Here is a 23,699-nt window from a genome sequence, read left to right as displayed (position 1 = left end):
ATACGTGCGCAGTTTTACCTGATTAACTTTTTACTCCACCGAGCGCTTCGGGGCTTGCACAACAAGAGGTCTACATATATGTGCTTGTAGCGGTTCCCGGGAAGGCGGCCCCAGCTTTGCCGGGTACTAAAGCAGAGGCAGTGCCTAAGCCGGGGAGGTCCGGTCGCTTTTAAACTACCATTTCTCCCGCCACCAAAACCGCGACAGCCCGCCCCTCAGCCACTACAATGGCCAACTTATTGTTATTTCAAAACGACACTGACGGGATTCCATCTTGAAGTCATTGCCATTGCATCAGTTGTATAAATCCTGCGTTCTCAAAGATCTGCCTTTTAAAACCACTCGGCAGCTCGAGCCCCTGTCTGAAATTGTCGGCCAGAATCGAGCCCAGGAAGCGGTCCGGTTCGCCCTGGCGATGCCCCATGGTGGCTATAACGTATACGCCGTGGGTCGCAACGGGTTGGGCAAGCGCACCATGATGCTCCGGTACCTTGAGCACCATGTGGATACGGACCAGCAGACCCATGACTGGTGCTATGTCGCCAACTTCGAGGAGCCCAGAAATCCGAAGCTGTTGAAGCTGCCCTCAGGTATGGGCACCGAGCTCAAGCAGGACATGGAAAAGCTGATGTCACGTCTGGTGAAGATGATCCCCCAGACCTTCGAGGGGGATAACTTCCTGGAGCGGGCCGAAAGCCTCAAAGACGAGTACGGCAAGAAGCAGGAAGACGAGCTTGAGAAAGTGGCCGAGCAGGCCAAACGCAAAAAGGTGCGCCTGACGGTGACCACCCCGGGTGGCTATCGCCTGGTGGCCATGAACGGCGAGGAGCCACACACGGCGGAGACTTTTCAGGAGCTTTCCGAGGAACAGCGGCAGAAGTTCGAGGAGGTCATCACCAAGCTTGAGAAAAAACTTCGCCAGGCGGTTCGCAAGCTGGCGGACTGGGAGCAGGAGTACGCCGAAAAGCAGCAGGCCCTGAACCAGGAAACGCTGGAAGCCATTTCCGGCCACCAGATTGATGAGCTGACGGAAAAATACAAGGATTTGCCGGATGTGGTGGCGCATCTGGAGGCGATTCGCGGCGATCTGGCCGAAAACCTGGATATTTTTCTCGACGATGACGACGAGCAGGCCGCCATTGCCTATGCCTCGCTGGAAAAGAAAATGCCCCGGCGTTATCTCGTCAACGTGGTTGTGCACCAGAAAAACAACGAGGTGCCGGTGGTGGTGGAGGACAATCCCACCTACCACAACCTGTTCGGCTACGTGGAGAATGTGACCTACAAAGGCACCGTCTTCACCGACTTCTCCCTGATTCGTCCCGGCAGCCTGCACAAGGCCAATGGCGGCTACCTGTTGATGGACGCCATCAAGGTACTGGAGCAGTCCTTTGTCTGGGACGGGCTGAAGCGTGCACTGCGTTCACGTTCGATCCAGATCAATTCCCTGGAGCGGGAACTCACGCTTTCCGGCACCATCTCCATTGAGCCCGAAGCCGTCCCCCTGGATGTAAAAATCGTCCTGTTCGGCGACCGGGAAACCTGGATGCTTCTTCAGGAGCACGATCCCGAATTTGCCGAGCTGTTCCGGGTGACTGCCGACTTCGAAAACGAAATGTATCGCAGTGACGACAGCCAGATGCTGTACGCGAAATTCATCGCCAGCCTGGTGGTGGAAAAAGAGTTGCTGCATTGCACCAACAAGGGCGTGGCCCGGATCATCGAACACAGTGCCCGCATGGCCGAGCATCAGGACCGGTTGTCCCTGCACGCTGCCGATATCGCCAACCTGCTGCGCGAATCTGACTTCTGGGCCCGCCAGGCCGGCGCCAAGCTGATTTCAGAAGTGCATGTGGAGCGGGCGCTGGAGAGTGCCAAATACCGTAGTAGCCGGATCCGGGACCAGTTTTACGATTCTATCCGGGATGGCTCTACGCTGGTATCCACCACCGGCACCTGCGTGGGGCAGGTGAATGCGTTGTCGGTTCTTTCCACCGGCGGGTTTGAGTTCGGGCTGTCCAACCGGGTTACCGCCACCTGTTATTATGGGGACGGCGGCGTAATGGACATCGAGCGGGATGTGAAGCTCGGTGGCAATCTGCATTCCAAGGGCGTGATGATCATCAGCTCCTGGTTGGCGTCCCACTTTTCCGTGGACGACCCCATGCACTTGTCGGCCAGTCTCACGTTTGAGCAGAACTACGGCGAAGTGGACGGCGACAGCGCTTCATTGGCGGAGCTGGTTGCCCTTTTATCGTCCCTCTCGGGCGTGCCGGTACGCCAGGATATGGCCATTACCGGCTCGTTCAACCAGTTCGGCCAGGTCCAGCCTATCGGCGGCGTGAACGAAAAGGTCGAAGGGTTCTTTGCCACCTGCGAACTAAAAGATGGTCTGACGGGTACCCAGGGCGTGATCATTCCTCACACCAATGTCCAGAACCTGATGCTGGATATGGAGGTGGTCAAAGCCTGTCGCGCTGGCGAGTTTTCGGTGTATCCGGTTGCTACGGTGGAGGAGGCGATTACACTGTTATTGGGTAAGCCTGCCGGCAAGGCCGACGCCAAGGGCCGCTATCCCAAACAAAGCGTTTTTGGCATTATTCAGCAACGCTTGGAAAAAATGCGCGAACATGAACGCCAGGAACACGCCCGGGACGAGCACAAAGATCCGTCCATCCACTGACCGGTCAAATAATAAAACGGACAGGCCAATAACAAACGGACAGGAGAAAACCGATCCATGACTGATATCCAGCAGACTGTGTATGTAGTAGAGGACGACGAGGCCGTCCGTGATTCACTGGAGTTGTTGTTGAAATCCGACGACAAGCCGGTGCAAACCTACGAGAGCGCCAGTGCCTTCCTCAAGGACTACTCCGACCAGATGGCCGGCTGTATTGTGCTGGATATTCGTATGCCTGGCATGGATGGTATGGAGCTGCAGAAGAAACTGAACGAAAAGCACTCCATCCTGCCGATCATTTTTGTGACGGGTCATGGTGATGTGCCCATGGCGGTGGATGCCATGAAAGAAGGCGCGGTGGATTTCATCCAGAAGCCGTACCGCGAGGAAGCGTTGCTGGAAAAGATCGAAGCCGCCCTGGAGCAGGACCGCGAACAGCGCAAATCCCTGGATGAAAAACAGGAAATCATTCGTCGGGTTAAAAGCCTGACGCCGCGCGAGCGTGAAATCATGGACCGGATGATTGCTGGCCAGGCCAACAAGGTGATTGCCATTGAGCTGGAGATCAGCCAGCGCACCGTGGAGATTCACCGCTCCCGCGTTATGCACAAGATGGGCACCCATTCCCTGGCGCACCTGGTCCGTATGGTGTTGTCAGTAAAGGACCTTATCGACTAGCCGGCTGAGTGTCGTCATTATGCTGTCACTTTTTTAACCGGCTCTGTGTCTATGACTGATGTTGTCACCGAAAACCCGGAGGTGACGGTCCTGCTGGTGGACGATAACCCGCAGAACCTGAAAGTCCTCTATGAGACCCTGAAAGACAAAGGTTACCGGCTGCTGATCGCCAACGAGGGCGAGAAGGCGCTGGACCTGGCCCACAGGCACCACCCCGAAGTCATCCTGCTGGACATCATGATGCCGGAAATGGATGGCTATGAGGTGTGTGAACGCCTGAAGGCCGACCCCGATACCGCCGACTCCGCCGTGGTTTTCCTTTCGGCCCTGGATGACCTTCAGGCCAAGGTAAAAGGCTTTTCCCTGGGCGGCGCCGATTACATCGCCAAGCCTTTTGAGTCCCAGGAAGTCATTGCCCGGGTGAAAACCCATGCCCGGGTGATTCGTCTGGAACGGGAGATGCAGAGCCGCAATCGCGAGCTGCAGGGCGACCAGACCCGCATTCTCAACTCCATCAGTGAAGGCATTTATGGCCTGGATGAGAATGGCATTATTGAATTCGCCAATCCGGCGGCAGCGACGATTGTTGGTTGTCCCGCCGAAGAGTTGATTGGCAAGAGTTTCTTCGAGCTGCACTTTGCCAGTGGAGACGAGGCGCCCGAGACATTGCCGGTTATGGCTACTTGTCAGCAGGGTGTGGTGGAAAGCCAACGTGATATCCAGATGCTCCGTGTGGACGGAACCACCTTCCCGGCCGAATATCGGGCAACCCCGAAGCTCCTCGATGATGAAGAGCTGCATGGTGCCGTCGTTGTTTTTCGCGACATCAGCGCCGAGCTGGAAAGTGAGCAGGCTCTGGAAGATGCCCGGACTCTGGTTCAGGAACAGCGGGATCAACTCGCCCACACCTCTCGCCTCACCACCATGGGGGAAATGGCCGCCGGCTTTGCCCATGAGGTGAATCAACCGCTGACCGCGATTACCAACTATGCCCGCGTTTCCAAGCGGATGATGGCCAAGGAGCAGCCAGACCTTGACCTGCTGCGCCAGACCCTGGATAAAATCGAAGCCCAGTCCCACCGCGCGAGCGAGATCATCCGCCGTATTCGCAAGTTCATGAAAAAGCCGGCGACAGGCAAGGAAGTGGTGTCGGTACCGACGCTGCTGGAAGATACCCGTCAATTTGCTGAAGTGGATATGCGTAACAACGCCGGCGGCATTGAGGTTCAATTGGAAGAGGGCCTGCCTGATGTTCTGGCCGATCCGATTCAGGTGCAGCAAGTAGCGCTGAATCTGATTCGCAACGCCCTTGAGTCAACCCGGGCTGCTGAATCCGATGCGCCGGTGGAAGTCAGTGCCCGGCGTTGTGGCCAGCATTGCGTGCGCATTCAGGTGCGTGATCACGGCGTTGGCGTGTCGGAACAGGCAGAGGAAATGCTGTTTCACCCGTTCCACACCACCAAGGACGACGGCATGGGCATCGGCCTGGCTACCTGTCGGTCGCTGATTCAGGCTCAGGGTGGGGACATTGCGTTTGAGCGTCCGGAAGATGGCGGCGCCTGTTTCTATTTCACCCTGCCGGTGGCGGGTGTTGAGGGTGAGCCCTGCACGCCGGACGAAGCCTGAGCGCAAACGCGGGCTGGCCCTGAAAAAATATTCAGGAAAAAACATTTGAAAGCGTTGACATAATCGGGGGCATCTATATAATGCGCCCTCGTTGTCACCAAGCAGTCATCAGCACAGCTTGGGCCGACTACGCGGAGCGGTAGTTCAGTTGGTTAGAATACCGGCCTGTCACGCCGGGGGTCGCGGGTTCGAGTCCCGTCCGCTCCGCCATTTATTCCCCCTCTTGTTTTAATTTTCCCTTTTGTTCGATTTCAGCTTTTCGCGATCATCGCCCGGACTGGTCCCGTACCACCGTCTGTAGGCCTTGTGAAACGCGGGTGGGTTGGCAAACCCCAGAAGCCACGCGATTTCCGCCAGCGAACTGTCCGTCTCCTTCAGGTAATCCCGCGCCAGATGCTGACGTGTCTTGTCCAGCAATTGCTGGAACCCGGTGCCTTCCGCCGCCAGCTGCCGTTGGAGAGTCCAGGGCGTGGTTCCCAATTTGGTTGCCAGTGCCGCCAGTGTCGGTGTTTTGCCCTGCAATAGCGGGGTCATCAGATGCCGTACCCGGTCGCTGACCCGCCATCCCCGGCGAATCTGTTCAAGTTCCCGTTCGCACATCGCCCGAAGTTTGTCATGCATGCTGGCGTGAGCCTGTACCGGAGTACCGTGCCAGCAGGCAGTTCTGAAACGAATTGAGTTTTCCTTCGCCCCAAACTCAACCGGGCAACCAAACCAGCGCTCAAAGACGTCGTCCAGGCCCCGGGATGGGTATTCAATGCATACTTTTTCCAGTACCTGGAACTGGCCGGCCATGTGGCGGGCCAGTTGGGCCCAGCCAGCCAGCACAGAATCCACCACGAAATAGTTGTAGGCATTGTAGGGGCGGATTGAGTAGAACCTGAGGGTGTGCTGGCCGGTGTCCACGCTTGGCTCGCCCCGGGAGTTCTGGCTGGTCAGCAAGCTATAGCGGACCAGCGTGGCCATACCCTGGTGAATGGTGTTGGCGGTTTCGGCAGCCAGGCCGGCAAGGCCGGCATCCACGGGCCGGGTGAAAGCGCCGATTCGCAGGCCCAGTGCCGGATTTCCGGTGGCAGCAATGGCGGCGTGGCCCAGGCGCATGAAACGTGGAATGCTGATTCGGGCGTCCGCTGATGTCAGCTCGGGGCTGTCGAGGCGGAACTGCCGTTTCAACGCTTCAGTGTCTGCCCCTTCGGCTTGAGCGGCCTTCAGCAGGACGGCAACGTGCAGCAAGCTGATGTCGCCCAGGGCATTTTGTGTGGCGGTGGTCGTTGTTTGCATGCTCCTATTATCAATGTTGGTCAGAGATAATGAAATGTTAGGTTTGGATATTGTTGACGGTAAAGGCACCCGCTAAGGTGAGGAGATCGAAAACAACAAAGAGGAATGCACCGATGTCCACAGCCTCCGGCAACGAACGCTATCCAAACCTGTTCCAGCCGCTTGATCTTGGATTCACCACTCTGCGCAACCGGACGTTGATGGGGTCGATGCATACCGGGCTGGAAGAAGTTCCGAATGGATTCGAGCGCTTGGCCGAGTTCTACGCCGAGCGTGCCCGCGGCGGCGTTGGCCTGATTGTGACCGGGGGTATAGGCCCCAACAGCGAAGGGTCGGTATTCCAGCACGCCGCCAAGATGAGCACCGAGGAAGAGTCAGACCGGCATCGGGTGATCACCGAGGCGGTGCACCAGGCCGATGGCAAGATCTGTATGCAGATTCTGCACGCCGGTCGTTACGCTTATTCGCCAGAATTGGTCGCGCCCTCTGCCATCAAGGCCCCGATCAACCCGTTTACCCCCAAAGAGCTTGATGAAGTCGGCATCCAGAAGCAGATTGACGATTACGTGAACTGCGCGGCCCTGGCCCAGCGGGCGGGCTACGATGGCGTGGAGATCATGGGGTCGGAAGGGTACTTCATCAACCAGTTCATCGTGCCTCACACCAACCACCGCACCGACCAGTGGGGCGGCAGTTACGAGAACCGGATTCGCCTGCCGCTGGAAATCGTGCGCCGGGTGCGAGAGCGGGTTGGCGAGAAGTTCATCCTGATTTACCGGCTTTCCATGCTGGATCTGATCGAAGAGGGCAGCACCTGGCAGGAAGTGGTGCAGCTGGCGCAGGAAATCGAAAAGGCGGGTGCCACCATCATCAATACCGGCATCGGTTGGCACGAAGCCCGGGTGCCCACCATCGTGACCTCAGTGCCTCGAGCCGCTTTCACCAAGGTGACGGCCCACCTTAAAGGCGCTGTGAGCATTCCCCTGGTGACCACCAACCGCATCAATATGCCCGATGTGGCCGAAAGGGTGCTGGCTGAAGGGCAGGCGGACATGGTGTCCATGGCCCGGCCCTTCCTGGCAGACTCGGAGCTGGTGCTTAAGGCAGCGGAGGATCGCGCCCAGGAGATCAATACCTGCATAGCCTGTAACCAGGCCTGTCTGGACCACACCTTCGCCGGCAAACTGACCTCCTGTCTGGTAAATCCCAGGGCCTGCCACGAGACGGAACTGAGCTATGTGAAAACCTCACAGCCGAAGTCTATTGCAGTGGTGGGGGCAGGTCCTGCGGGCATGGCGTTCGCCTCGGTCGCGGCCGAGCGGGGCCACCGGGTAACGCTCTTTGAGGCGGCGGACAGAATCGGTGGTCAGTTCAATGTCGCCAAACGGATTCCCGGAAAGGAAGAATTCCACGAAACCCTGCGTTACTACCAAGTGATGCTGGACAAGCATGGTGTGGACGTGCAGCTCAATACCCGTGTATCTGTCGAGGACCTGCAAGCCGGTGGCTTTGACGAAGTCATCCTGGCCACCGGCGTTGAGCCTCGCATTCCGGAGATAGAAGGGATCGATCATCCCAAGGTGATCGGCTACCTGGATGCGTTGCTTGAGCGCAAGCCGGTAGGGCAGACCGTTGCAGTGATCGGGGCTGGAGGCATCGGTTTTGATGTTTCCGAATTCATCGTACACAAGGGGGATTCCCCGGCCCTCAATACCGACCACTTCATGAAGGAGTGGGGCGTGGATCTCTCCGTGGAGCATCGCGGCGGCGTCAAGGGTGTGAAGCCGGAGATCCCGGAGCCGGCGCGCCAGGTTTATCTGCTGCAGCGCAAAAGCTCCAAGGTGGGCAAGAACCTGGGCAAGACCACTGGCTGGGTACACCGCACCTCGCTTCGTCATCGCAATGTGCAGATGATTCCGGGCGTGAGCTATCGGAAAATCGATGATGAAGGCCTGCACGTCACCATTACGCCCAAGGGGGCCGATCAGGGTGAAGATCAGGTGCTGCCGGTCGATACCATTATTATCTGTGCGGGGCAGGAGCCGTTGCGGGAACTGCAGGCGGGCCTGGAGTCGGCAGGCATGCCCGTGCACCTCATCGGGGGCGCCGATGTGGCCGCCGAGCTGGATGCCAAGCGGGCGATCAACCAGGGGTGTCGCCTGGCTGCCGAGATCTGATCGCAAAACTTTGCGCTTTGTCGCTGTGTTACGGGAGGTCTCGGGCTAGACTAGTGCCAAGACATTTCCTGATTCTGGAGACAACGAATGGTTAATGGCCAGGGGGGCGAAGGCCACGATGCAGTGTTCTTCATGGACGGCAGTCAGGTTGACCGGCAGATGCGCTGGTCGGAGTTTGGCGCTTTCCTGGATGGCTATGTTGGGCTGACAGACCTGGCTGAAACCGATGTGAGGGCGGTTCTGGTTAACCTCAATCCCGATCTGACCATCCGCTCGCTGGTGTTTTTCCGCATCTGGTTTGATGAGGAAGGCCGGGCCGACAGCAGCTGGAACGTGCCGGTGGAGTCCATGGCCGAACGTGGAGCCAGTGGCCCGGATCTGGGTGGTGGTCCGATTCGACTGGTGTGTCGCAGTCAGTGCCCGGACCCGGCATTCGCCAACGAACTCTGGGACCCGGATATGACACCGGGCAGCAATCATTTCCAGGCCATCCGCAAGGCCGTCGAGGCTAACAAATTGCGTTTCCAGAAAGCGGAGCCGCCAAAGCCGAAAGAGCCTGAAGAGATTCCCACGCTGCAGGCTGGTGGGCAGCCGGCCCAGCAGGAAAGCGGGGAAGAGCGCGCCAAGGCGGCCCAGATGCTTCGGGAACAACGCCTGCGAATCAAAACCCTGCAAAGCGCCCATCGTGAATCCATGGCGGAGCTTCAGCGCGAACACCGCCTGGAGCTGCAGACGTTGCGTAATGAGGTTTCCGACCTCAAGCAGCAGGCCGAGCGGTTGCGGATTGCCAATGAGCAGCTCAAGCATCGACTGGCCAAACGCAATGAACAATACCTGCAGATGCAGGAACAGCTGGCTACTGATGAGGGTAGTGAGGAAGACCAGGCAGCTGCTAACGCCGAGATGGTTTTGTTACGTGAACAATTGGACCGGAAACAGCGGGAGCTGGAGCTGAGGGACGAAACCATTGCGGCCCTGGAGAGCAAGAATCAGGAGCTGCAGGATCAGGAACCCGTTGAAGATTCCATCATGTCACACCTGCAGCGGCAGGCGGTATTCCTGGTGGCGTATCATCCCGGCGTTGGTCACATCACGCTGCCTTATGACGATATCGACACCTATTTCCGGAACCCGGTTGCCTACGCCGCAGAACGCTGTGGCATGAATGAGCCCGCTTACCGGGAATGGCTCGCGCACTATGAAAAGCCCGAGTGCAAACACCAGGATGCCAGTGGTAAAGCCTGTGGTGAGCCGATCATGCGTGTGACCCAGCCTTCCGAATTCCGGCCCGGTGTCGATGACCGCTGTGAACAGCACCAACTGCAGTAAGTCCAGGCCTGCCGGCGTTTCGTAAAACTGTTATCCTGTTGCCATTGTTCGGGAACGGGCTGCCAAGCCCTCTATACAGATATCACGGGATAACGCATGGACCAGTTCAGAAACATCGGTATTGTCGGACGCATGGGCAGCGTCAAGGTGGTTGAGTCGCTACGGCAGCTTAAGCAGTATCTCACCGCGCACGATTATCACGTCATCCTTGAGGAAGACACGGCAACCATGGTTCCCGGCCATGGCTTGCAGGTGGCCAGCAAGAAATTACTGGGTGAAATCTGCGATCTGGTGATTGTGGTGGGCGGCGACGGCAGCCTGCTGGGCGCGGCCCGCGAACTGGCCAAATCCAAGATCCCCATCCTCGGGGTGAATCGCGGTCGGCTTGGCTTCCTGACCGACATCTCTCCTTCAGACCTTGAAGACCGTCTCGCAGAAGTGCTGGCCGGCAACTACATGGAAGAGTCCCGCTTCCTGTTGGATGGCCATGTGGAGCGTAATGGTCAGCCCCTGGGGTACGGTTCCGCACTGAACGATGTGGTCCTGCACCCGGGTAAATCCACCCGGATGATCGGTTTTGATCTGTATATCGATGGGCACTTTGTCTACAGCCAGCGTTCGGATGGCCTGATTGTGTCCACGCCCACCGGCTCGACCGCCTACTCCCTGTCGGCGGGCGGTCCCATCATGCACCCGAAACTGGACGCCATTGCCCTGGTGCCCATGTTCCCGCACACGCTCAGTAGCCGGCCGATCGTGGTGGACGGCAAGAGTGAAATCAAGCTGGTGGTGGCCGATACCAACGAAACCTACCCGCAGGTCAGTTTTGACGGGCAGATGAACATTGCCTGCGCGCCTGGCGATATTATCCGTATCAGCAAGAAACCCTTTAAGGTTCGCTTGATCCATCCCACGGATCACAATTTCTATGCCACTTGTCGCGACAAGCTGGGCTGGGCAAGCGAAATCGCAGCGAGTTGATTATGGTCGCAAATGTTTCACAGAAACCCCGTGGTTACGACATCATTGGCGACATCCATGGTTGTGCCCACACGCTGGAACTGTTGTTGCAGCAGATGGGGTATCAGAAAACGAACGGCGTATACCGTCACCCGCGCCGTCAGGCCATCTTCATCGGCGACATCATCGACCGTGGCCCGCACATTCGTGAGGCGCTGCATCTGGTTCGCGATATGGTGGAACACGGCGCCGCCCGCATTGTCATGGGTAACCACGAATACAACGCCATGGGTTACTGCACTCGCGCACGGCCAGGCAGCGGCAAGACTTTCCTGCGCGAGCACAATGACCGGCACAACCGTCTGATCCGGGAAACCCTGGAGCAGTTTGATCCGTATCCCCATGAGTGGAACGAGTTCCTGGACTGGTTTTACACCATTCCGCTGTTTATCGAAGAAGAGCATTTCCGGGTGGTACACGCCTGCTGGGATCAGCAGTTGATCGACAAATTCCGTCGGCTGCATCCGGATGGCTGTATCGATGAAGAGTTCTTGCACGCATCGGCAGCCATCGAATCCTTCGCCGGCCAGGTGATGGATACACTCCTGCGTGGCACCGACCTCAAACTGCCCGAAGGCATGTCGATTACCGGTGCCGATGGCTATGTGCGGGAGTTTTTCCGCACCAAGTTCTGGTCCGAGAACCCGCAGACCTACGCCGATGTGGTGTTCCAGCCGGACCCACTGCCTCCGGAAGTTGCAAGCCGCCACCTGAGTGAGGAAGAGCGCGAGCAGCTGTTGTTCTATCCGCCCGAGGCGCCGCCGGTTTTCGTTGGCCATTACTGGATGGAAGGGCAGCCGGCGCCACTGAAACACAATGTGGCCTGCATTGATTACAGCGCCGTGAAAAACGACAAAATGGTGGCCTACCGGATGGACGGCGAGAAAGTGCTGTCGCCCGACAAGTTTGTCTGGATTGACGTGGACAAGCCGGAGCGGCCTGATTACCCGGCCACGGAAGACAGCGTGGCACGCTGATTCGCACGAGGTGAGCTTGGAAACACGTAAATCATCCCCGATCACTCCGTCCGGTCGCTGGCAGCCATCGCCGCAACACGCACCGGCGGTGGTTGCGATTCTTGTTGTCGCCCTGGTTGCGGTCTGGCTGACCGGCATGGGCCAGAATTCGGTGGCGGCGTCCATGCTGATGGTCGACCCCCGGGCTTTTGCCTGGAGTACCTTTGAAACGTTTGGTGGTCGCCTTGAGGCGCTGCTGGCGACCCTTGGCAGTGGCCAGGTCTGGCGTCTGTTGACCCCGGATTTTCTGCATTTCAGTTGGGCCCATCTGATCTTCAACGCCGTGATGATGTGGTTTCTTGGCAGTCAGGTGGAGTGGATGGACGGTCGTGGCCGGCTGGTGATCCTGTTTGTGGTGACCAGTCTGGTCTCCAATGTGCTGCAATACTTGGTCTCAGGCCCGCTTTTTGGCGGGTTGTCGGGTGTGGTTTACGGCCTGTTGGCATTCTGTTGGCTAAGCCAGCAACGTCGCCCACGATTCCAGTTCCCTCCCGCGTTGGTAACCATTGCCTTGCTGTGGCTGGTGATTGGCTATACCCCATTGCCGCAAGTGATGGGCGTCGGGCGCATGGCCAATGAAGCCCATCTGGGCGGTTTTGTCGCCGGGCTGGCTTGTGCCCTCGTGTTGCCGTTGCGCGGGCGCATGTGGCGCTGAGCGGCGGGATAAAAAAAGCCCCACCAAACGGTGAGGCTGTAAAGGAGCTTTTTCGAGCTCTGATGAGAGAGACCAAATGATTACGACCGTTGTCATTTGGTGGGATAATGATAATTGTTATCATTTAGGTGTGTCAAACGGATTTGCCGTTTTTTATGAATATTTTTCCAGGAGGCAGGCATGACCTACGAAGATTTGATTGAGCGGCTGGATCCGACGGTTTATCAGAACCTCAAGCGTTCCCTTGAGCTTGGCAAGTGGCCGGATGGCCGCAAGATGACGCCTGAACAGCGGGCAACCACTCTCGAAGCGCTGATTGTCTATGAAGACCGGCACAACATCGCTCAGGAAGAGCGCGTAGGCTATATCGATCGCGGTGAGAAAACCGGTACCGCCTGTGACCCCATGGCCAATATGGGCAAGAAAAAGCCGGAGGCCGACTCCAGCCAGTTCACCGAGGTCAAGGTTTGAGCGAGCTCATCGATGTCACCGGCCGGCTCCGCAAGATGCCGGCCAGCGCCGAGGCGCCCGTCAGTTACCAGTTGGCGGTGGGCGATGCCCGTATCAACGTAAACGAACTGGTGGGGCGCCGGGTGCGGCTGGATTTCGATGGTGTGATCCGCTGCATTCACTGCGACCGCACCACGAAGAAAAGCTTCAACCAGGGTTACTGCTATCCCTGTTTCCGGAAGTTGGCGGCCTGTGACAGCTGTATCATGAGCCCGGAAAAATGCCATTTCCATCTGGGAACCTGTCGGGAACCGGAATGGGGCGAGCGCAACTGCATGGTCGAGCATGTGGTGTATCTGGCTAATTCCAGCGGCCTCAAGGTGGGCATCACTCGCGGCACCCAGGTGCCCACACGCTGGATTGACCAGGGTGCGGTGGATGCCATTCCCATGCTGCGCGTCTCGACCCGGTACTTGGCCGGCCTGGCGGAAGTGGCCTGCAAACAGCATGTGGCGGATCGCACCAACTGGCGGGCCATGCTCAAGGGTGAAGTGCCGGAGTTGGATCTGGAGGCCGAGCGCGAGCGGATTCTGGGTCTGATTGGCGACGACCTGGCGCAGCTTAGGCAGGAGCATGGCGAAGATAGCCTTCGTGTGGTTGAGGAATCCCCACAGGCCCTCAGCTATCCTGTAGAAGTGTGGCCGTCAAAAGTGAAAACCCACAACCTGGACAAGACACCGGACGTTGAAGGTTTACTGGAGGGCATCAAGGGCCAGTACCTGATTCTCGACACCGGAGTGATCAACATACGCAAGTTTACCGGCTACGAAGTCCGGTTCCGGGTGCTCGACTGAGTCCCTGTTTTTATCTGGAGAGTGTGAATGCGAACCGATCAGCCACAAACTATTTACCTGAGCGAATACAAAGTGCCGGCCTACCTGGTCGAGCAGATCGAGCTCAGGTTTGAACTGTTCGAGGATGGTGCCCGGGTGCACAGCACGCTGACCGTGCGCCGCAACCCCGAATCGCAAGAGACCGGCAAACCCCTGGAGCTGGATGGCGACAGCCTGAAGCTCGAGTCGGTGGCCCTGAATGGCGAGACGCTCGAGAGCACCGCCTACGAAGACCGGGGTGACAAGCTGGTGGTACCGGACGTGCCCGAGCAGTTCCAGCTGGCGGTGGTGACCTGGATCGAGCCCCAGAACAACACCCGCCTGGAAGGCCTCTACAAATCCTCCGGCATGTTCTGCACCCAGTGTGAAGCCGAAGGCTTCCGTTGCATCACGTATTACCCGGACCGCCCGGACGTCATGGCCCGGTTCCGCACCCGTATTGAGGCCGACAAGTCGGCCTACCCGGTGCTGCTGTCCAACGGTAACCCGGTAGAGCAGGGCGATCTGGATAACGGCCGCCACTTCGTGACCTGGGAAGACCCTTTCCCCAAACCCTCCTATCTGTTCGCCCTGGTGGCGGGGGATCTGGTTGAGAAGCGCGACAGCTTTACCACCTGCTCTGGTCGTGACATTGATCTGCGCATGTACGTTGAGCCCCGCAACTCGGAGAAGTGCGACTTCGCCATGGATTCGCTCAAACGGGCCATGCGTTGGGATGAAGAAGTCTATGGCCGGGAATACGACCTGGATATCTTCATGATCGTGGCCGTTGACGACTTCAACATGGGCGCGATGGAGAACAAGGGGCTGAACATTTTCAACTCCTCCTGCGTGCTGGCCAGCCAGGAGACGGCCACCGACGCCATCTTCCAGCGTATTGAAGCCATCGTTGCCCATGAGTATTTCCATAACTGGTCCGGTAACCGGGTCACCTGCCGTGACTGGTTTCAACTGAGCCTGAAAGAAGGCTTTACCGTGTTCCGGGATGCCCAGTTCTCAGCCGATGAAGGTTCGCCCACGGTCAAGCGCATTGAAGACGCAACCTTGCTGCGCACCGCCCAGTTTGCCGAGGATGCCGGCCCCATGGCGCATCCGGTTCGGCCAGCTTCGTATATAGAAATTGGCAACTTCTACACCCTGACCATCTATGAGAAAGGGGAAGAAGTGGTGCGCATGATTCACAACCTGCTCGGATCGGAGATGTTCCGCAAGGGCAGTGATCTGTACTTTGAGCGCCACGACGGCCAGGCCGTGACCACCGACGACTTCGTCAAGGCCATGGAAGACGCCTCCGGTCGTGACCTGACCCAGTTCCGCCTGTGGTATGAGCAGGCCGGCACGCCCGTACTCAACGTCGAGGACGACTTTGATGCCGAGCAGGGCGTTTACCGCCTGACCATCCGCCAGACCGTGCCGGACACCCCGGGCCAGACCAACAAGAAGCCCCAGCATATCCCGTTTGCGCTGGGTCTTTTGGACAGCAATGGTGATGCTTTGCCCCTCAACATGGACGCTGCAGAAACCGATGCGCCCACCGAGAGGGTCCTGGAGATCACCGGCGCCGAACATCGGTTCGAGTTCTACGGTCTGGATGAGAAGCCGGTACCGTCCCTGCTGCGGGACTTCTCCGCCCCGGTCCGTGTCCACTATCCCTGGGCCCGGGAGCAGTTGTTATTCCTGATGAGCCATGATCCGGACGGCTTCAATCGCTGGGACGCCGGTCAGCGGCTGGCCATCGATGTGATTCAGTCCCTGATCGGCCACGATGACGAAACCGAAATCGAGCCCAGGTTGGTTGAGTCCTACCGTGGGCTGTTGAATAACGATTCCCTGGACCAGGCTCTGGTGGCCAAGATGCTGCAGTTGCCCTCGGAAAACTACCTGGTGGAGTTGTCTGAGCAGGCCGATGTGCCGTCCATTCACCATGCCCGCGAGCGGGTCTTGCTGCACCTGGCCAATGCTCTGCGGGATGACCTGCTGGCCTGTTACCAGAGAAACAACCAGGCGGGTGAGTACGAGCTGACTTCCGACGCCATTGCCCGCCGCAGCCTGAAGAACATTGCGCTTGGCTGGCTGCTGCATATCGGAGACGAAGAGGCCCTGGCACTGGCTACCGAACAGTTCCAGAACGCCGATAACATGACCGATCGGCTGGGTGCCTTGCGGGCGCTGGTGAACTCCGGTTTCGATCAGGAGCGTACCGAAGCGCTGGATGCGTTCTACGAGCAATTCCAGCACGATCCGCAAGTGGTCGAGATGTGGTTCTCAGTGCAGTCCGCCAGTCACAAGACCGGTCAGTTGCCCCATATCCGGCACTTGCTGGGCCATGAGGCTTTCGACTGGAAGAACCCTAACAAGGTCCGTTCCGTGGTTGGGGCATTTGCCGGCCAGAACCTCCCGGCTTTCCACAATCCGGATGGCAGCGGCTATGAGTTTCTGGCAGAGGTGATTTGCCGGCTTGACGACAGCAATCCGCAGATTGCAGCACGTCTGGTGACTCCGCTAAGCCGGTGGAAGAAATTCGCACCGACTTACAGCGAGCAAATGAAAAAAGCACTGGAAAGCATTCGCGACAAGGAAGCCCTGTCCAAGGACGTTTACGAAGTGGTGCACAAAAGCCTGGCGGATTGAGGCCCGGCCCGTCTCGCCGAGACGGTTCCACGTTTCCGGAGAGCCCGCATTGGCGGGCTTTTTTGTTGATTGGTCAGCCGCTTAGGAGCATAAATCCGGCCTTTATTTATGCTGGGAAGTGTTCTATGTTCTAAAGTGAACTGGATGCTTGTTCGGCTATTTGCCCGGACAATCAATAACAAAGACCAGAAAAAATAAGGAAGAGCACACATGACATTCAAACTCAAAGCTTCTGCACTTGCCATGGCCGCGGCTGTCAGCCTGGGGGCTGCCTCCACGTCGGTCTCTGCCCAGGAGCAACGCTTCGTGACCATTGGTACCGGTGGTGTAACCGGTGTGTACTATCCAGCCGGTGGTGCAATTTGTCGTCTGGTGAATATGGATCGTGAAGAGCACGGTATCCGTTGCTCTGTCGAAAGCACGGGTGGGTCTGTCTACAACCTGAACGCCATTCGCCAGGGCGAGTTGGATCTGGCTGTGGCTCAGTCAGACTGGCAGTACCATGCGTACAACGGTACCAGCCAGTTCAAGGATGACGGCCCCAACAAGGATCTGCGTGCGGTTTTCTCACTGCACCCGGAACCGTTCACCGTGGTAGCCAGCAAAGAGTCCGGAATCAAGACTTTTGAAGACCTGGAAGGCAAGCGCGTATCCGTTGGTAACCCGGGTTCGGGTCAGCGTGCCACTGCTGAGGTGCTGATGGACGAGATGGGCTGGACTATGGACAAGTTCTCTCTGGCTGCCGAAATCAAGGCTGCCGAGCAGTCCCAGGCACTGTGTGACGGTAACATCGACGCCTTCTTCTACACTGTTAGCCACCCCTCCGGCGCGATCAAGGAAGCTACCACTTCCTGTGACAGCGTTATCGTAGAGGTGAAGAACGACGCCACCAAGCGGCTGATCGAGGAGAACCCGTACTATCGTGAAGCGGTGATTCCGGGCGGTATGTACCGTGGCTCCGATGAAGACGTGACCACCTTCGGTGTGGCAGCAACGTTCGTATCCTCGACCGACGTGCCGGATGAGGTGGTTTACCAGGTAGTGAAGGCTGTGTTTGAGAACTTCGACAGCTTCAAGCGCCTGCATCCGGCGTTCAACAACCTGAAGAAGGAAGAGATGGTCTCCGACGCCCTGAGTGCGCCGCTGCATCCAGGTGCAGAGAAGTACTATCGTGAAGTCGGCCTGATCGACTGAACAGCTGGTTAGTGGCGGAGCGGGCGAAAGCCCGCTTCGCTGCTTACGTTCAGTTATTTCCCACCACAGGAAACTTTCATGGCAAAGAATGAGCCGGATACTGGTGCGGGTGTCAGTACTGCTGATGTACAGCAGGTGTTGCAGACAGAAACCGGTGGCAGAGCGTTAACCGGGCCTTCAGCAGTTTTGCTTTTCATTGTTCCGGTGTGCTGGTCCCTGTTCCAGCTCTGGATTGCATCACCCCTGCCGTTTATTCTGGATTTCGGTATTTTCAATTCCACGGAAGCGCGTTCCATTCACCTCGCGTTTGCCGTTTTTCTCGCCTACGCAGCGTTCCCGATGATCAAGGGGAAACACGACACCAAAGTGCCCATCTATGACTGGGTGCTGGCGTTGGCGGCTGCATTTGCGGCGTCTTACCTTTTTGTTTTCTATGACGAGCTGGCGACACGACCGGGTGCCCCGATTACCCAGGATCTATGGGTGGCGCTGGCTGGCCTGGTGTTGCTGCTGGAAGCAACTCGCCGGGCATTGGGCTTGCCGCTGACCATTGTGGCGGCGGTCTTTATTACCTATTCGCTGGCCGGTCCATACATGCCGGATGTGATCTCTCACAAAGGCGTAAGTTTAAGTAAGCTGGCATCGCATCAATGGCTTGGCACCGAGGGTGTCTTCGGTGTGGCCCTGGGGGTTTCCACCAGCTTCGTTTTCCTGTTCGTGTTGTTCGGCGCCTTGCTGGAACGCGCCGGGGCAGGTAACTACTTCATCAAGATGGCGTATTCCATGCTTGGCCACATGCGTGGCGGGCCGGCCAAGGCTGCGGTTGTCTCCAGTGGTCTGAGTGGCGTCATCTCCGGTTCCTCCATCGCGAACGTGGTCACCACGGGTACCTTTACCATTCCACTGATGAAGCGGGTGGGCTTTCCGGCCACCAAGGCCGGCGCTGTTGAAGTGGCTGCTTCCACCAATGGCCAACTGACTCCGCCGATCATGGGTGCCGCAGCGTTTCTCATGGTCGAATATGTGGGCATTTCCTATTTGGAAGTCATCAAGCATGCCATCCTGCCGGCGCTGATCTCCTACGTGGCGTTGATCTACATCGTCCACCTGGAAGCCTGCAAGCTGAACATGAAGGGCATTGAGCGCCTGAACAAGCCAACACTGGCTCAGCGGATGCTCACCTGGGTGGTCCTGCTCATTGGCCTGAGTGTCCTCACGTTTGCCGTTTATTACGGGGTTGGTTGGGTTAAAGATATCTTCGGTGAGGCGGCTATGTGGGTTCTGGGGCCGCTACTGGTTGCCGTGTACGTGGGTCTGGTGTGGTACGCCACCCGGTTCCCGCCACTGGAAGAAGATGACCCATCGAAGGAGATGGGAGAGTTGCCGGAAGTGGGGCCGACCGTAAAATCGGGATTGTATTTCCTCTTGCCAGTTGTGGTTCTGGTGTGGTGCCTCACTGTTGAGCGCTTTTCTCCCCAGTTGTCTGCCTTCTGGGCGACGGCCTTCATGATCTTTATCGTGATAACCCAGCGCCCGCTGAAATCATTCTTCCGAAAGCACGGCCACCTATCCAGTGAATTCACCGGCGGGATTGTTGATCTGTTCCACTCCCTGGCCACCGGGGCGCGAAACATGATCGGTATCGGTGTGGCAACGGCCACTGCCGGTATTGTGGTTGGCACGGTCACCCTGACGGGCATTGGTCTGGTCATGACCCAGTTCGTGGAGGTCATCTCCGGCGGGAATATCCTGTTGATGCTGATCTTCACCGCCATTATCAGTTTGATCCTGGGCATGGGGTTGCCCACCACGGCCAACTACATTGTGGTTTCCACTCTTATGGCGCCGGTGATTGTTACCCTGGGTGCCGAAAACGGCCTGCTGGTGCCGTTGATTGCCGTACACCTGTTTGTGTTCTACTTCGGTATCCTGGCCGATGACACGCCGCCCGTGGGTCTGGCCGCCTATGCTGCGGCGGCCATCTCCGGCGGTGATCCCATCAGGACGGGTGTGCAGGGCTTCACCTATGACATCCGGACCGCGATTCTGCCGTTCATGTTTATCTTCAATACCCAGTTATTGTTGATTGGCTTGACGGGATGGGTGGATCTGCTGGTGACCATCTTCAGCGCGGTCACGGCCATGCTGGTGTTTTCTGCCGCCACCCAGGGGTTCTGGTTCACCAAGACCCGGTGGTGGGAAACCGTTCTGCTGCTGCTGATCACCTTTACCCTGTTCCGGCCGGGTTTCTGGTGGGATATGGTCTACCCGCCGACCGAGGATCGTCCGGCCACGGAAATTTACCAGCATGTTGAGGATGTGCCGGCCGACCAGCCCATTATCATTCAGGCCTCCGGCATGTCGATCGATGGCGATGAGACCTCCAAGTACCTGCGTTTGCCCCTGCCAGCCGGTGAAACCCCGGAGCAGCGGCTGGCGGAAGCTGGCCTGGAGCTTTCTGCCAGTGGCGACCGGATGGTGGTCGACTTTGTGAACTTTGGCAGCATGGCGGAGCAGGTGGGTATCGGCTTTGGCTGGACCATCGACAAGGTGCAGGTTGAAAAAGACCGGCCGCCGAAAGAACTGATGGTCATTCCCGCCTTGATTCTCCTGGCGTTCCTTGCCTGGGGTCAACTGAGGCGCAAGAAGCGCGAGGATGCCAAGGCGCAAGCGGCCTGATCCTGCAAATCGTGCCCTCCGTAAAAGCCCGGCGTTGCTGCCGGGCTTTTTTCTGTTAGACTCGCCTCCAACTCTGCCCCGCGGTTTGTGTCGCTGGGCCGGCAACCAAGTGATCTCTGGTATAGATCACCGCTGAGAATCATCGAGGAGATATCCATGCCTGTAGTTACCCTGCCGGACGGCAGTCATCGCAGTTTTTCCGAGCCTGTTACCGTTCACGATGTGGCCGCCGATATTGGTGCCGGCCTGGCCAAGGCCTCCCTGGCTGGCAAGGTGAATGGCAAGCTGGTGGACACCAGTTACCTGATCGAGAACGATGCTGAACTGGCGATTGTGACCGATCGCGATGAAGAGGGCGTGGATGTCATCCGCCACTCGACCGCCCACCTGATGGCCATGGCGGTCCAGGAGCTGTTCCCGGGAGCCCAGGTAACCATCGGGCCGGTGATTGAAAACGGCTTCTACTACGACTTCAAATACGAGCGCCCGTTCACCAACGAGGACCTGGCCCGTATTGAGAAGCGTATGAACGAGCTGGCCAAGCAGGATTTGCCGGTTTCCCGCTCCATCATGTCCCGCGACGAGGCCATCAAGCTGTTCGAGGATATGGGCGAGGAATACAAGGTCCAGATTATCCAGGACATTCCGGGCGAGGAAGACCTTTCCTTCTACAAGCAGGGCGAGTTCATCGACCTGTGCCGTGGCCCCCACGTGCCCAGCACCGGCAAGCTCAAGGCCTTCAAGCTGACCAAAGTGGCCGGCGCGTTCTGGCGCGGCGATCACAACAACGAGCAGCTGCAGCGTATCTACGGCACCGCCTGGGGCAACAAAAAAGACCTGAAGGCATATCTGCACCGCCTGGAAGAAGCCGAAAAGCGTGACCACCGCAAGGTGGGCAAGAAGCTGGGTCTGTTCCACATGCAGGAAGAAGCGCCGGGCATGGTGTTCTGGCACCCGGATGGCTGGTCCCTGTACCAGGAAGTCGAGCAGTATATGCGCGCCCAGCAGCGCAAGCACGGCTACCAGGAAATCAAGACGCCGCAGGTGGTGTCCCGCACGCTCTGGGAAAAGTCCGGGCACTGGGACAAATTCAAGGACGACATGTTCACCACTGAGTCCGAGAAGCACGATTACGCCATCAAGCCCATGAACTGTCCCTGCCACGTGCAGGTGTTCAACCAGGGCCTGAAAAGCTACAAGGACCTGCCCCTGCGTCTGGCGGAATTCGGTTCCTGCCACCGTAATGAGGCTTCCGGTGCTTTGCACGGCCTGATGCGGGTGCGTGGTTTTACCCAGGACGACGCCCACATTTTCTGTGAAGAGGACTCCATCCAGGAGGAAGTGTCGGCGTTTATCAATATGCTGCATGAAATCTACGCCGATTTCGGCTTCAGCGAGATTCTGTACAAGCTGTCCACCCGTCCGGAAAAGCGCGTGGGTTCTGATGAAGTCTGGGACAAGGCGGAAGCCGCGCTGGAGCAGGCCCTGAACCGCGAAGGCGTGGATTGGGAACTGCTGCCGGGTGAGGGCGCCTTCTACGGACCCAAGATCGAGTTCTCCCTGAAGGACTGTATCGGCCGTGTATGGCAGTGTGGTACCGTGCAGGTGGACTTCTCCATGCCGGGCCGCCTGGGCGCTCAATATGTTGATGACCACTCCGAGCGCAAAACGCCGGTGATGTTGCACCGTGCAGTACTGGGTTCCTTTGAGCGTTTCATTGGTATCCTGATTGAGGAATACGAAGGCGCGTTCCCGACCTGGCTGGCTCCCACCCAGGTAGCGGTACTGAATATTACGGATAATCAGGCTGATTATTGCCAGAATCTGGCAGAAAAACTCGAATCAGTCGGATATCGGGTTAATGCTGACTTGAGAAACGAGAAGATCGGCTTTAAAATTCGCGAGCATACTCTTAACAAGGTTCCCTATCTGGTCGTTGTTGGCGATAAAGAAGTCGAAAACAATGCCGTTGCCGTAAGGACGCGCAAAGGCGAAGACCTGGGAACCATGTCGATCGACGACTTTGAGCAACTGTTGAAGCAAGACGTCGAACGCAAAGGTAGAAACTAAACGGAGATCTGACTATCAAACAGCGAGCCAATCGGGGTGGGCGTACACCTAAAGCGCCCATCAATAACAATATTGACGCAACTGAAGTCCGCCTGATCGACGCCGAAGGCGAGCAGGTGGGAATTGTTCCCATTGCGGAAGCGCTTGCAAAAGCAGAAGAAGCGTCTCTTGACCTGGTTCAGGTTACGGATTCCGATCCGGTCGTCTGTAAGATAATGGACTACGGCAAGAAGATCTTCGAAGAGAAAAAGGCCAAGGCGGCTGCCAAGAAAAAGCAGAAGCAAACGCAGGTCAAAGAGGTCAAGTTCCGTCCAGGAACTGAAGAAGGGGATTATCAGGTCAAACTACGCAACCTGGTACGTTTCCTTGAAAATGGGGACCGCGGCAAGGTAACGATCCGCTTCCGGGGACGTGAGATGGCACACCAGGAAATTGGTATGAAGCTCATGAACCGGGTTGAGGAAGACGTCGCCGAGCTTGCCCAGGTAGAACAGCGGCCGAAAATGGAAGGCCGCCAGATGACCATGGTTGTGGCTCCCCGCAAGAAGAAGTGAACCTGAATCGATGACCGGTCCCCCGCATCGGCGGGGGATTTGTCGTTCAGGGGCACATTTGTTTTTAAAAAATAGAATGCGGAGTTTTAAAAAATGTCCAAGATGAAAACCAAAAGCGGAGCCACGAAGCGGTTCAAGAAAACCGCCAACGGCTTCAAGCACAAGCAGTCCTTCACCAGTCATATCTTGACCAAGAAGAGCCCCAAGCGTAAGCGTCAGCTGCGTGGCACCAAGCTGGTTGCCAAGTCTGACGTGGCTTCCATCAAGCGTATGATCGCCTAAGCATTTACTGGTTAAGAAGGATTAAAGTATGGCTCGTGTAAAGCGTGGCGTGGTAGCACGTCGTCGTCACAAGAAGATCATGAAGCAGGCCAAGGGTTACTACGGTGCCCGTAGCCGTGTTTTCCGGGTTGCCAAACAGGCGGTCATCAAGGCGCATCAGTATGCCTACCGTGACCGTCGTAACCGCAAGCGCGCTTTCCGCGCCCTGTGGATCGCCCGTATCAACGCTGGCGCCCGCGCCAACGGCCTGTCTTACAGCCGTCTGATCGCTGGTCTGAAGAAGGCAAACGTTGAAATCGATCGTAAGGTTCTGGCCGATCTGGCCATGAACGAGCAGCAGGCGTTTGCCGCTGTTGTTGAGAAGGCCAAAGCGTCCCTGTGATCGCTTAAGATCTCAATCGATTACTGATCGATCCGGCGCCGGATTCATACCCCGGCGCTTTCTGAATAGGGGAAGGGCGCGCTCTTCCCCTATTTTTGT

Annotated in this window: 18 protein-coding genes and 1 tRNA gene; 18 read left to right on the top strand and 1 reads right to left on the bottom strand. The window is 57.6% G+C overall.

Annotated features, from left to right (window positions below):
* The first annotated feature begins 274 nt into the window (after positions 1–274).
* From BY454_RS14865 to BY454_RS14850, 4 genes are all read left to right on the top strand, one after another.
* Complete coding sequence (locus BY454_RS14865; RefSeq protein WP_104417317.1) at positions 275–2,683, top strand: Lon protease family protein; 2,409 nt, start codon at positions 275–277, stop codon at positions 2,681–2,683.
* A gap of 57 nt (positions 2,684–2,740) precedes the next feature.
* Positions 2,741–3,361: a response regulator FixJ gene (fixJ, locus tag BY454_RS14860; RefSeq protein ID WP_104417316.1), complete on the top strand. Its 621-nt coding sequence runs from the start codon at positions 2,741–2,743 to the stop codon at positions 3,359–3,361.
* A gap of 51 nt (positions 3,362–3,412) precedes the next feature.
* Complete coding sequence (locus BY454_RS14855; RefSeq protein ID WP_104417315.1) at positions 3,413–4,987, top strand: ATP-binding response regulator; 1,575 nt, start codon at positions 3,413–3,415, stop codon at positions 4,985–4,987.
* 133 nt (positions 4,988–5,120) lie between these two features.
* Positions 5,121–5,197, top strand: a tRNA-Asp gene (locus BY454_RS14850).
* An 18-nt stretch (positions 5,198–5,215) separates the two neighbouring features.
* Here BY454_RS14850 and BY454_RS14845 read toward each other — a convergent pair.
* Entirely contained in the window at positions 5,216–6,268 is a 1,053-nt protein-coding gene (locus BY454_RS14845; protein WP_104417314.1) for an AraC family transcriptional regulator, read from the bottom strand.
* A gap of 113 nt (positions 6,269–6,381) precedes the next feature.
* On the opposite strand from BY454_RS14845, the gene BY454_RS14840 reads away from it, so the two are divergent.
* From BY454_RS14840 to rplT, 14 genes are all read left to right on the top strand, one after another.
* The gene (locus tag BY454_RS14840) at positions 6,382–8,445 is read left to right on the top strand and encodes an NADPH-dependent 2,4-dienoyl-CoA reductase (protein ID WP_104417313.1); all 2,064 of its coding nucleotides are present in this window, start codon (positions 6,382–6,384) and stop codon (positions 8,443–8,445) included.
* Positions 8,446–8,532: 87 nt separating this feature from the next.
* Entirely contained in the window at positions 8,533–9,774 is a 1,242-nt protein-coding gene (locus BY454_RS14835; RefSeq protein WP_104417312.1) for a DNA repair protein, read from the top strand.
* 96 nt (positions 9,775–9,870) lie between these two features.
* A complete protein-coding gene (locus BY454_RS14830) occupies positions 9,871–10,755 on the top strand; it encodes an NAD(+) kinase (protein WP_104417311.1) in 885 nt (294 codons plus the stop codon).
* 2 nt (positions 10,756–10,757) lie between these two features.
* Positions 10,758–11,771 (top strand): metallophosphoesterase, encoded by a 1,014-nt coding sequence (locus tag BY454_RS14825; RefSeq protein WP_104417310.1) that lies wholly within the window; start codon positions 10,758–10,760, stop codon positions 11,769–11,771.
* 10 nt (positions 11,772–11,781) lie between these two features.
* Complete coding sequence (locus tag BY454_RS14820; protein WP_258075671.1) at positions 11,782–12,465, top strand: rhomboid family intramembrane serine protease; 684 nt, start codon at positions 11,782–11,784, stop codon at positions 12,463–12,465.
* Between the two features lie 180 nt (positions 12,466–12,645).
* Positions 12,646–12,936 carry a YeaC family protein gene (locus BY454_RS14815; protein WP_104417309.1) on the top strand — a complete coding sequence of 97 codons (291 nt, stop codon included), beginning with the start codon at positions 12,646–12,648 and terminating at the stop codon, positions 12,934–12,936.
* A 35-nt stretch (positions 12,937–12,971) separates the two neighbouring features.
* On the top strand, positions 12,972–13,769 hold the full coding sequence (locus BY454_RS14810; protein ID WP_374953555.1) for a DUF2797 domain-containing protein: 798 nt from the start codon (positions 12,972–12,974) through the stop codon (positions 13,767–13,769).
* Between the two features lie 27 nt (positions 13,770–13,796).
* A complete protein-coding gene (gene pepN, locus BY454_RS14805) occupies positions 13,797–16,439 on the top strand; it encodes an aminopeptidase N (RefSeq protein WP_104417307.1) in 2,643 nt (880 codons plus the stop codon).
* Positions 16,440–16,649: 210 nt separating this feature from the next.
* A complete protein-coding gene (locus BY454_RS14800; RefSeq protein ID WP_104417306.1) occupies positions 16,650–17,633 on the top strand; it encodes a TAXI family TRAP transporter solute-binding subunit in 984 nt (327 codons plus the stop codon).
* A gap of 78 nt (positions 17,634–17,711) precedes the next feature.
* A complete protein-coding gene (locus BY454_RS14795) occupies positions 17,712–20,312 on the top strand; it encodes a TRAP transporter permease (protein WP_104417305.1) in 2,601 nt (866 codons plus the stop codon).
* Between the two features lie 156 nt (positions 20,313–20,468).
* The gene (gene thrS, locus BY454_RS14790) at positions 20,469–22,382 is read left to right on the top strand and encodes a threonine--tRNA ligase (protein ID WP_104417304.1); all 1,914 of its coding nucleotides are present in this window, start codon (positions 20,469–20,471) and stop codon (positions 22,380–22,382) included.
* An 8-nt stretch (positions 22,383–22,390) separates the two neighbouring features.
* Positions 22,391–22,936, top strand: coding sequence for a translation initiation factor IF-3 (gene infC, locus BY454_RS14785; RefSeq protein ID WP_104417303.1), 546 nt, complete (start codon positions 22,391–22,393; stop codon positions 22,934–22,936).
* Positions 22,937–23,029: 93 nt separating this feature from the next.
* Positions 23,030–23,218 (top strand): 50S ribosomal protein L35, encoded by a 189-nt coding sequence (gene rpmI / locus BY454_RS14780; protein ID WP_104417302.1) that lies wholly within the window; start codon positions 23,030–23,032, stop codon positions 23,216–23,218.
* 28 nt (positions 23,219–23,246) lie between these two features.
* Complete coding sequence (rplT, locus tag BY454_RS14775) at positions 23,247–23,600, top strand: 50S ribosomal protein L20 (RefSeq protein ID WP_104417301.1); 354 nt, start codon at positions 23,247–23,249, stop codon at positions 23,598–23,600.
* Positions 23,601–23,699 lie beyond the last annotated feature (99 nt).

Origin of the sequence: Marinobacter persicus (assembly GCF_002934325.1) — a bacterium.
Lineage (GTDB): Bacteria > Pseudomonadota > Gammaproteobacteria > Pseudomonadales > Oleiphilaceae > Marinobacter > Marinobacter persicus_A.
This window is presented reverse-complemented; position numbering and strand designations above follow the sequence as displayed.